Annotated in this window: 10 protein-coding genes and 1 pseudogene; 3 read left to right on the top strand and 8 right to left on the bottom strand. The window is 71.6% G+C overall.

The annotated features are described in order from the left end of the window. A pseudogene (locus ABD743_RS44095) lies at positions 1-86 on the bottom strand (glucose-1-phosphate cytidylyltransferase); the annotation flags it as partial. A gap of 153 nt (positions 87-239) precedes the next feature. Next, positions 240-1,232 (bottom strand): aldose epimerase family protein, encoded by a 993-nt coding sequence (locus ABD743_RS44090; protein ID WP_344730639.1) that lies wholly within the window; start codon positions 1,230-1,232, stop codon positions 240-242. Positions 1,233-1,299: 67 nt separating this feature from the next. Here ABD743_RS44090 and ABD743_RS44085 point away from each other — a divergent pair, with 67 nt between their 5' ends. Further along, a complete protein-coding gene (locus ABD743_RS44085; protein WP_344730637.1) occupies positions 1,300-1,506 on the top strand; it encodes a hypothetical protein in 207 nt (68 codons plus the stop codon). Between the two features lie 60 nt (positions 1,507-1,566). On the opposite strand, the gene ABD743_RS44080 is transcribed toward ABD743_RS44085, so the two are convergent. Further along, positions 1,567-1,938, bottom strand: a complete 372-nt coding sequence (locus ABD743_RS44080) for a DUF2784 domain-containing protein (RefSeq protein WP_344730635.1) — start codon at positions 1,936-1,938, stop codon at positions 1,567-1,569. 16 nt (positions 1,939-1,954) lie between these two features. Further along, positions 1,955-3,619, bottom strand: a complete 1,665-nt coding sequence (locus tag ABD743_RS44075) for a substrate-binding domain-containing protein (RefSeq protein WP_344730633.1) — start codon at positions 3,617-3,619, stop codon at positions 1,955-1,957. 143 nt (positions 3,620-3,762) lie between these two features. Between ABD743_RS44075 and ABD743_RS44070 the strand changes: the two genes are divergently transcribed. Together ABD743_RS44070 and ABD743_RS44065 are read left to right on the top strand one after the other, a co-directional pair. Next, entirely contained in the window at positions 3,763-4,500 is a 738-nt protein-coding gene (locus ABD743_RS44070; protein ID WP_344730631.1) for a DUF3152 domain-containing protein, read from the top strand. A 295-nt stretch (positions 4,501-4,795) separates the two neighbouring features. After that, positions 4,796-5,983 carry an ice-binding family protein gene (locus ABD743_RS44065; RefSeq protein WP_344730629.1) on the top strand — a complete coding sequence of 396 codons (1,188 nt, stop codon included), beginning with the start codon at positions 4,796-4,798 and terminating at the stop codon, positions 5,981-5,983. 87 nt (positions 5,984-6,070) lie between these two features. Here ABD743_RS44065 and ABD743_RS44060 read toward each other — a convergent pair whose 3' ends face one another. The 4 genes from ABD743_RS44060 to ABD743_RS44045 are packed head-to-tail and all read right to left on the bottom strand — an operon-like array spanning position 6,071 to position 10,269. Then, a complete protein-coding gene (locus ABD743_RS44060; protein ID WP_344730627.1) occupies positions 6,071-6,871 on the bottom strand; it encodes a 5-formyltetrahydrofolate cyclo-ligase in 801 nt (266 codons plus the stop codon). Beyond that, entirely contained in the window at positions 6,868-7,686 is an 819-nt protein-coding gene (locus ABD743_RS44055; RefSeq protein WP_344730625.1) for an SDR family oxidoreductase, read from the bottom strand. Before ABD743_RS44055 ends, ABD743_RS44060 begins: the two co-directional genes overlap by 4 nt. A 28-nt stretch (positions 7,687-7,714) precedes the next feature. Continuing rightward, entirely contained in the window at positions 7,715-9,307 is a 1,593-nt protein-coding gene (locus tag ABD743_RS44050) for an alpha-amylase family protein (RefSeq protein ID WP_344730623.1), read from the bottom strand. Beyond that, on the bottom strand, positions 9,304-10,269 hold the full coding sequence (locus ABD743_RS44045; protein ID WP_344730621.1) for a TIGR03885 family FMN-dependent LLM class oxidoreductase: 966 nt from the start codon (positions 10,267-10,269) through the stop codon (positions 9,304-9,306). The genes ABD743_RS44050 and ABD743_RS44045 overlap by 4 nt, the downstream gene beginning before the upstream one ends. Positions 10,270-10,389: the final 120 nt, after the last annotated feature.

The following is a 10,389-nucleotide window of genomic DNA, read 5'->3' as shown; positions in this document are numbered from 1 at the left end:
CCCACCGGATGCATCGGCTTCGGCAGATCCGACACGCCATCGCGCATCCGCATGCCGTAACCACCGCAGAACAGCACAACCTTCACGAAGCGTCCCCCCGATTGTCCCCGTCGGTCCAGCTGCAGGACCCCCAAGCCCCGCTGCCTACCCATCGTGACGCTTCGAGCGTGTGTTAGCGATGCTTTTCGCCGTAACGACGGGATGGCGGAGAACACCCCGACTCGCGGCCTGTGCCCGACTCAGCCGGTGGTGCCGAAGCGCAGGATGCTCCGCGAGCGGTAGACCTCGCCGGGTCGCAGCACAGTGGACGGGAAGTCGGGCCGGTTCGGGGAATCGGGGAAGGCCTGCGGCTCCAGGCAGAACGCATCGCCCTGGCGGGCTGCGCTGCCGTCTCGGAGCACGAGCGTGCCGTCGAGCATGTTGCCCGTGTAGAACTGCACGCCGGGCTGGTCGGTGCGCAGCTGCAGCGTCCGCCCGCTGCGTGGCTCCACCACGAAGGCCGCGGTGCGCAGGGCGCCGCTCGGCCCGTCGATCACGAAGGTGTGGTCGTAGCCGCGAGCGGCTCGCAGCTGCGGGTGTCCCTCGCGCAGCCGCGCCCCGATCCGCTGCGGGGTGCGCAGATCGAAAGGAGTGCCGGCCACGGCCACGGGCGGGCCGGACGGGATGAGGTGCTCGTCCACCGGCAGGAACTGCCAGGCGGTCAGCGACACCTCGTGGTCCTCGACGCTGCCGCCCCCGGCCAGGTTCCAGTAGGTGTGGTTGGTCAGGTTGACCACGGTGGGGGCGTCGGTGCCGGCTTCGTGCTCGATCCGCAGCTCCGCGCCGTCGACCGCGTAGGTGACGGTCACCTGCAGCGTCCCGGGGAAGCCGTTCTCCCCGTCGGGACTGCGCCGGTGCAGCGTCACCGTCTCGGCGGCGGGCTCGTCCTGCTCCCACGTGGCGTGCTCGAACGCGTCCGGTCCGCCGTGCAGCGCCGCGCCCGGCTCGTTCTGTGGAATCCGGTAGTCGGTGCCGTCCAGGGTGAACCGTCCGCCGGCGATCCGGTTGGCGAAGCGGCCCACGCATGCCCCGAGGTAGTCGCGGTCGCGCCGATAGGCGTCCTCGTCGGCGAGCCCGAGCGCGACGTCTCCCCAGCGACCCTGGCGGTCGGGCGTGCGGACCGCCACGATTCGTGCTCCGTGGGCGATCACGCCCACCTCAAGGGTGTCGCTACGCAACCAGGTGACGTTCATGAGCCGTCATGCTGCCGCACCCGGGTCATGGCGAGCGGCACACGCCACGGAATGCCACCCTTCACACATGAGCGATCAGCAATGGTTCTATTGCCTCAAGCACGGCACCGTCGAGCCGCCGGAGGGCTGCCGGGCCGACGATCGGCTCGGCCCCTACCCCGACCGTGAGACCGCGGCGCGGGCGCTCGAGATCGCGCGCGAGCGCACCGCAGCCGCCGACGAGTCCGACCGCGAGTGGGACGAGCGCGGTTCCGACAGCGACCCCGGCCGCTGATCACCGCGGGCCGCACACCACCGCCGCGTCGACGGCCCGAGGCGTGACCGGCAGCAGCCGTCACGCCTTGCGGGCCGGTCGGCGGCGCCGCAGCCGCACTGCGAACCCGATCCACGAGGCCAGCACGACGCTCGCCACCAGAAGCTGCGCCTCGACGAGACGGTCGGCGGGGTAGATCACGCCGGTCAGGTAGGTGCCGATGAAGCCGTGCGGGATTCCCTGCTCGCCCGCGTGGCGGCGGGCGGCGTCCTCCCACGCGGTGAGCGGGCAGTCCATGCCGACGGTTGCGCTGAGCAGGCCCCAGGCCGCCGCCGCAATGTGCGGGACGATCAGTCCCGGCCTGCGCCAGGCGAGGAACCCGCCCAGCGCTACGTACAGCAGGAACACGAAGTGCACCAGCATCACCAGGTCGGCGGCCAGGGCGTAGGCCATACGTCGAGGATCGGGGTCAGCAGCCCGGCCGGCAACCGCGTCCGAAGAGCCCGTCGAGCATGACCGAGCCGATGTCCTTCGGATCGTTCGCCTCGTAGGCGCGCCCGCCGGTGGCCTCCGCGATCCGGTTCAGCGCGTCGTCGTCGACGTCCGGACCCAGGCCGATCGCGATCACCGGAACCGGCTGGTCGGGCTTGGCCTCGGCCTGCAGCGCCTCCAGTGCGCCGGGCCCATCGACCCCGTCGTTCGCCTCGTTCTTCCCGTCGGTGACGAGAAGAACCGTGTTCGGGTGTCCGGGGTCGTAGGTGTCGCGGACGGCCCTGGTTGCGGCGAGCGCCGTGGCGTAGAGCGACCCCTCTCCGCCGAGCCGGTCGGGCAGGGCCTCGACCGCGACCGTGAGCGCGGTGCGCCGGGTGGGCTCGCCCGCGGTCGGCTCGCTCAGCGGGCCCAGCGGGACGAGTTCCTGCCACGGCCTCGCCTCCGGGAGACGTGACGGGAACGTCCAGAGCCCGGCGGATGCGGAGTCGGGCAGGAGCGAGAACCCCGTCTGCGCCGCCGCCGCGGTGAGCGCCACGCGGTTGCTCCTCCCCGCAGGCTGAGCCATGGAGTCGGACACGTCGATCACCGTGAGAAGCCGGCTCGGCGTGGTGAGCAGGCCCCAGAGCCGTAGCGTCTCGCGCGCGAGCGGTCGCGGAGGAGGCGCTGCGGCGGCAGCCTGGAGGGCGAGCCGTGCGGTCTCCCCGGTGCCGGGGAGCCGACTGCCGTCCGGTTCGCGTAGCCCCGCGGCGGCGAACGCGGCTCGCGCCGCCGGACCGTGCAGGTGGCCCTCGATGGCGTTGATCGTCTCGCCGAGCGCGGGGTCGAGGCCTGCGGGCCTGCCCGCGCGGATGCGCACGAACGGGAAGTCCAGGGCGGCGGCCCCTTCCCGCAGCGCGAGGGACGTGACCGGCGCGCCGCCGCTCCCACCGGCCCGCTCCCGGTCGTGACGCACCACGGCCTGCTCGGACGCGAGGAACGCCCGGGCCGCCGCCCCGTCGCGCTGCACGGCGTCGAAGCCCGCCGCCACCGAGGGCGGCGCGTCGCGGGAGAGGGAGAGCACCGCGGCGACGAACGCCGGACGCGGTCTGCCGCCGTCGTCACCGATGGCGATGTGCAAGGCGGTGAGTGCTGCGAGTCCGGCGTGTTCGGCGGAGGGGTCGGGCAGGGCGGGAGGCTGGGCATGGGTGAGGAGCGTGTTCCACGACACGGGCCTCGCGGGGTTGCCGTAGCGCCCGGCGTCGGCCTCCGGGAGCACCAGCATGACCGGCGACGAGGCCAGTGACGACCGCTGGTCCACCACGGCGCCCGACGCGGTGTCCAGCGCGTCGAGGGCGAGCGAGGAGTCCGGGATCCACACGTCGGGCAGCCCGGGCGCGTTGGCCCGGATCTCGTCCGCCAGCGTGGACGAGGCCTCGACCACGCGAACCTGGGCGCACCTCGCTGCGCCGCGGCGTTCGGCTGCGAGCGCCTGGCGCACGGGCTCGACCACCGCGGGGTCGGCGGCGATGGTGAGGTCCACTGGCCGGCACTCGGTGAGGGTTCGCGTCCCGATCACGACGCCCGCGCCGACCACGAGCAAGGCGGTGACCGTGACGACGGGCCAGCGCCGTCGCTGGCCGCTCCGCCGGTGCCGACCGCCCACGTCACCCCCAGTCGTTACTGGCAGTAGCTAACCGCACGGACGGTGTGGACGCCACAGGCCATTCGGTGCGGGAGTGATCACTTTCCGTGTCGATATGGGCGCTTCCATGGGCAGGAGCACCCGATCGGTGACAGGGTGGCGCGATGCGTTCGGTGAACCGGCGCGCGCGACGACTGGTTCCTGCCGCCCTCGTGCTCGGCGTGCTCCCGCTCGGGGTCGTCGCCGGGGCCGGACCCGTGCAGCCCACCTATGTCGCCGACGCCTCCGTCGCTCGCGAACCGGTTGCTGCGCCCCCCGCTCCCGTTCCGGTGGTGGCGGCGGTGAGTGGGCCTGACGCGGTCGCCGGGATCGTCACCCGCGTCGTGCCTCCCGTCGGGACGGGCGTGTTCACGGTGGTGCCGGGATCGACATCGGCCCCCGTGCCGGGCGTGGTGCGGACCGTGCGCGTGGAAGTGGAGGACGGGCTCCCGATCGACCCCGCGGCCTTCGCGCGATTCGTGATGCGAACGCTCAACGATCCCCGCGGCTGGGGCCGGGACGCGACGTTCACGCGCACCGTGGGTGAGGCCGAGATCGTGGTGCGGCTCGCCGGCCCGGACACGACCGCGCGGCTCTGCGCGCCGATCGATACCGGGGGCCCGCTGTCGTGCCGCTCCGGGCCGGACGCCGTGGTCAATCACCAACGCTGGGTCGAGGGACATCCCGACTATCGCGGGGACCTCACCGGCTACCGGCGTTACGTGGTCAACCACGAAGTCGGACATCTTCTCGGGCTCGGCCACGTGGAGTGCCCCGGAATCGGGGCGCCCGCGCCGGTGATGCAGCAGCAGTCGTTGGGGCTCCTCGGGTGCGCGCCCAACCCGTGGCCCTACCCGGGTTGATCCGTCCGCCCGTCTGTTCGTGTGCGGTGCGTGGCGGCCGATGTGTCCGGACGCCCGCGAGTCCCTCCCTTGCAGAGGTGATCGCTACGCGCTGTGCCGATGAATCGGCCCGCCACACTCTCGATGGAGTGTTTCCCGACTCGCTTGTGTGAAAGAGCGGTTTGCGCCCGCTACCTGCGTTTCCCGAGGGAAGCGCAATTCGTTGATCCCGCTGAGAAGCCAGGTCAGATCCCGGCACGGTCCGAGTCCACTCAGATGCCGATCCCGGGGACGATCACCGGTAGGGAGAATCTTCGTGGCAGCGGGAAATCATTCGGCTCGCAGGGGCAGGCTCCGTGCCTGGCTGGCGGGCGCACTGGCCGTGGGAACCACCTCGGCCGTAGTGATCATCGTCAGCACCGCCGAGCCGGCATCGGCCCAGTCGTCCCCGGCGCCCGTGGATCTGGGCAACGCGGGGTCGTTCGCCGCGTTCGCGGAGGACAGCGTGGCCAACGGCCGGCTCCCCACGGTCATCGCGGGTGACGTGGGGGTCAACCAGGCCGGTCCGGAGGCGCTGGAGGGCTTCCCGCCGGGGATCGTCGACGGCGAGATCCACGTGGCCGACGCCGCCGCGGAGCGCGCGGACGCCGACGTCGAGGCCGCCTACGACGACCTCGCCGGGCGTGCCGCGGACGACACGGTCGGTCCGCAGCTGGGTGGCATGACCCTCGCGCCGGGCGTTTACCGCAGCATTGATGATCTGGATCTGGACGGCACGCTCACCCTCGACGCGCAGGGTGATCACGATGCGGTCTTCGTCTTCCAGACGCCGGAGGATTCTTCGCTGATCGCTCAGGTGAACAGCGCGGTCGTGCTGACCAACGGAGCGGATGCGTGCAACGTGTTCTGGCAGGTGGGTCAGGACTTCGCATTGTTCAACGGATCCCGTTTCGCCGGCACCGTTCTGGCGAGCCGGTCGGCAGCCCTGAACGAAGGAGCGGCGGTGGGCGGCCGGCTGCTCGTCCGCGACGGCCCGGTCGTCTTCCTCGCCGGCAACAATGTGGTCACTTTGCCGGACTGTGACGCACCGCCTGCCGCCGCCGGGAGGCACAGCAGCTCGACCCACATCGACGGTCATCCCGACGGGCGCCAGGCCGGTACCCATGAGTCCGCCGACCGTGAGCCCTCCGGTGTCGAGTCCGGCGACCGGCGGTCCGCTCGCACCGAGTCGGACGACAACGGGTCCATGGCTGACGAGTCCACGGGTGAGGAGTCCGCGGGCCGTCGGTCCGCCGATGGTGATTCCACGGCCGACGAGCCGACCGGTGGCGTGCCGGCCACCGGTCGGCTCGCAGGAGACCAGCCGGCCGGTGATCTTCCCCCCGGTTGGCCTTCGGCCGCCCGCCTGCCCGGTCCGGACGGATCCATCCCGGGATTCCTCCTTCCGCAGATCAACGGCCTGCCGAGCGTCGACGGCCTCCTGGGCGGCCTCCTGCCCTCGTAGAAGCGTGCCAATCTGACGGCCGCACACATCGGATGGCCACCGCACACACGGCAGGACACGTGTGCGGTGGCCATCACCTGTGTGCGGTCAGGTTTGGGCGAGTGCTCGTAGTAAGGGGATTGCGGCGATTTTTTCCGGCGTCAGCTCCGACCAGCGGATTCCTTCCGTCGGGCGGGCGCCACGGCGGGTGCGGCAGTCCAGGACGCGGTCCGGGGTGATCACCAGGTCGACGGGTGCGTCGTGCGGGGCCGTCGGTATCTCGCCTGCGGGACGCACCTGCAACTCGTGCACCGTGGTGACGACGAGCGTCTCGGGGCCGATCAGGCCCGCCGCAGTGGCGAGCGCGAACTCGAGGTCGGCGAACCCCCCGCCCTTGCCCAGGCGGGCGCCGTCCTCCCCGACGGCGACGCAGCCGCTCACCACCAGGTCGACGGCCGAGAGGTCCGCCACCGCGACCCGGCGGGCCGAGCGTGTGGCGCCCGCGATCGAGGCGGCCTTGCGGGGTGGATCCGCGAGGTGGTCGGGATCGAGCAGGAAGAACGGTTCCGGCTCGGCCAGCCGCGGCACGGCCATGTAGACGGTCTTGCCGTCCTCGAGGGCGCGCTGCCGGACGGGGAGCTGAGCCGAATCCGGGTTGGCCTTGACCGTCTCGGCCGCGCGCCAGGCGTCGGTGTCCCGCAGCCGCTGCGCAGCCGCCTCGGCGCCGACGAAGTTCGAGATGCGGTTGCGCGCCCCCGGGAAGCGCGCCACCCGCGCTTCGGTGAGCGCGGTCCACACCTCGTCACGCAACGCGGCCTTGGCCGCCAGCAGTTCCGGGTCGCCGCCGGCGTCGTGGTCGTGCCGCCGGCCCCGGCCGCGTCCGCCCGAACCGTTCACCGCACGCGTCACGCGCGGGCCGTCCGTCGCCGGTCGCCCTGCTTCCGCAGCAGCGCCAGTACGGGCAGCGCCACGCGCGGGATCAGTGCGCCGAGCCGTGCGAGCCCCGCCCGGTGGGTGGGCAGGGAGCGCACCACGCGGCGCCCGTCGAGCAGCGCGACGGCTGCGTCGGCGACCGCACCGGGCGTGAGCAGGGTGCGCTGCGAGAACAGGAGCGCGACGTCCGGGCTCGCCTGCTCGTCGCGTACCAGCGCCGTGTCGGCGGCGTCGGGACACAGCGCATGGACGCGGATCGGCACACGGGCGAGGTCGAGATCTCCCTGGAGGCTGGTGCTGAAGTTCAGCACCGCCGACTTGGTGGCCGCGTACACCGCGAGTCCGGGTACCGGGCCGTGCGCCGACATCGAGGCGATGTTGAGCAGGTGCCCGCCGCGATCGCGCATCACCTCGACCGCGGCCCGGGAGCCGTGGATCACTCCCATGATGTTGACGTCCACCATCAGCGTCTGATCCGCCTCCGGCTGGTCCCACACCGGTCCCGACCGCAGCACACCTGCATTGTTCACCCACGCCGTCACCGGTCCCAGCTCGGCAGCGGCCGCCGCCACGCGACGGTGGTCGGCCGCGACGCGGGCGTCGGCGGCGATCCCGACGACCAGACCGTCACCGGCGTGCGCCAACTCCTTCGCGGTGACAGTGACGGCCTGGTCGTCGAGGTCGGTGATGACGACGTGGTGCCCGCGGGTGAGAAGGCGGCGGGCGATCTCGCGGCCGAACCCCCGGGCTGCCCCGGTGACGACCGCGACACTGCGGCTGGTGGCGTTCACGCCGCAGACCTTGCCACTACGGGCGCCACTACCGGTCCTGGACACAGCGCAGCCACCGGCAACCGTAGGGCGGCAGCGTCACGGAGATCGTGCCGTCCTTGCGGGAGCGCACGGGCTTCGCGCGTGGGTCGAGCACATCGGTGAGTACCAGTCGCGAGAGTCCCTGCAACACCGGCGCGGCAACGACCTCCTGGTCGGCGAAGTTGTGCAGCGCGACGACCGTGACGCCGTCGGCATCGCACCGATGGGCGAGCACCGGCCGCGCATCCTGACCGGGATCGAGAATCGTGTACCGGCCCCACGCGAGCTCCGGGCAGGCCCGGTAGCACTCGACGAGCATGCGCATCCAGGACAGCAGTGAGCCGGGGTCGGACTGCTGCTCCCGCGCCGCGGCCCAGTCCATGTCCGAGCGCACCGCGAACCGGCCGGGAAGGCTGAGGTCCTCGGCCATGCCGATCTCCTCGCCGTAGTAGAGCACCGGGGTTCCGGGCAGGGAGAACAGCAGGCTGTAGACCATCCGGATCCGCCGCTGATCGCCCTCGAGCATCGGGGGCAGCCGTCGGCGCAGCCCACGGCCGTAGAGCTGCATGTCCTCGTCCGGCCCGAAGGCGTCGAAGACCTCCTTGCGCTGGGATTCGGTGAGCTTGTCGAGAGTCAGCTCGTCGTGGTTGCGCACGAACGTGGCCCAGTGCCCGTCCTCGGGTGGGGCGGGCCGCTGCCGCAGCGTCTCGGCGAGCGGCTCGGCGTCGGCCCGGGCCAGCGACAGGTACATCTGCTGCATCCCGATGAAGTCGAAGCACATCGTGAGCTCGTCGGTGGAGCCGCCGCCGTCGTTCGCGCCGAAGAACGTCATCGTGTCGGGGTAAGGCAGGTTGACCTCGCCGAGCAGTACCGCCTCGCCATTTCGCCTGCGCAGGAACGCGCTGAGGTCGGCGAGGTAGTCGTGCGGGTCGGGAAGGGCGGTCGCGTCGTCCTGGCCGTCGGTCTCCAGCAGGAACGGCACGGCGTCGACCCGGAACCCGGACAGGCCCAGCTCCATCCAGAAGCCCATGATCCGGGCGATCTCGTCGCGCACCTCGGGGTTGGCGACGTCGAGGTCGGGCTGGTGTTTGTAGAACCGGTGCAGGTAGTACTGCTTCGCTTTCTCGTCGTACTCCCAGACGCTCGTCTCCTGGTCGGGGAACACCACTCCCTGCGGCCCGTCTGCGGGCGGTTCGTCCTGCCAGACGTACCAGTCGCGGTAGGGGGAGTCGGGGCTGCTCCGGGCGCTCTGGAACCAGGGGTGCTGTGCCGAGGTGTGGTTGACGACGAGGTCCGCGATCACCCGCATTCCGCGGTCGCGGGCGGTGCGGATCAGCTCCACCACGTCTCCGAGGGAGCCGAGCCGCTCGTCGACGCCGTAGAAGTCGGTGATGTCGTAGCCGTCGTCGCGGTCGGGCGTGGGGAAGAAGGGCATCAGCCAGAGGCATGTGACGCCGAGCCGGTCGAGGTGGTCGATGTTCTGGATCAGACCGCGGATGTCACCGCACCCGTCGCCGTTGCCGTCGGCGTAGGTCTCGATGTCGAGGCAGTAGATGACGGCGGTCTTCCACCACAGGTCCGAGGTGCGGGTGAGTCTCACATCGCCTCCCGCAGCTGGGGCAGGACCTTGGCGCCGAACGCGTCGACGAACGCGTCCTGCTCCTGGCCGACGTGGTGCAGTGCGATCTCGTCGAAGCCCAGCGCGGCGTACTCGGCGAGCCGTGCGGTGTGCCGCCCGAGGTCGCTGCTGATGTGCACCGACCTGCCGACCAGTTCCAGCGGGACGTGCTCGGAGACGGCGTCGAACACCTCGGCGGAGTCGATGTCCCAGCAGACCGGCGGTGGGAACACGTTGCTGCGCCACTGGTCCATGGCGATCGCCTCGGCCGTGCTCTCGTCGGGGTCCCAGCAGAGGTGGACCTGCAGATGCAGCCGCCCTCGTCCCCCCGCGTCGCGGTAGGCGTGGATGATCTCGCGCAGCGTCTCGACGGGCTGGTTGATCGTGATGAGGCCGTCGGCCCACTCGGCGCACCACCGTGCGGTCGCGACGCTCACGGCGGCCCCGACGAGCGGCGGGGGCTCCTCGGGCAGCGTCCAGAGTCGGGCCCTGTCCACGGTGACGAGTCCGTCGTGGCTCACCTCCTCGCCGCGCAGCAGCGCCCTGATCACGTCGACGCACTCGCGCAGCCGGGCGTTCCGCACGTCCTTGCGTGGCCAGCCGCCACCGGTGACGTGCTCGTTGCTCGCCTCGCCGGTGCCCAACGCTGCCCAGAACCGGCCCGGGTACATCGCGGCGAGCGTGCCGATGGCCTGCGCGATGATCGCCGGGTGGTAGCGCTGGCCGGGCGCGTTGACCACGCCGAACGGCAACGACGTGGCCTGCATCGCGGCCCCCAGCCAGGACCAGGCGAACGCGGACTGGCCCTGCCGTGCGCTCCACGGGGAGATGTGGTCCGACGACATCGCGGCGTCGAACCCCGCCTCCTCGGCTCGGCGTACCGCCGCCAGCAAGGCGCTCGGATGTATCTGCTCGTGCGAGGCGTGGAATCCGAAAAGGGTCATTCCGACCTCTACCCGCCACAGTGGCCCGCGGAATCGTGCAATTCGTCCGGTTCGGCGCCGACTCGGCCAGGGCATGCGAATTTTCTGGACTTGCTGGTCCAATTTCTGCGATGAACGATG

Origin of the sequence: Pseudonocardia yunnanensis (assembly GCF_039534065.1) — a bacterium.
Classification (GTDB): domain Bacteria; phylum Actinomycetota; class Actinomycetes; order Mycobacteriales; family Pseudonocardiaceae; genus Pseudonocardia; species Pseudonocardia yunnanensis.
Note: the sequence above shows the minus strand (reverse complement) of the source record. Positions and strands in the feature narration are given on the sequence as shown.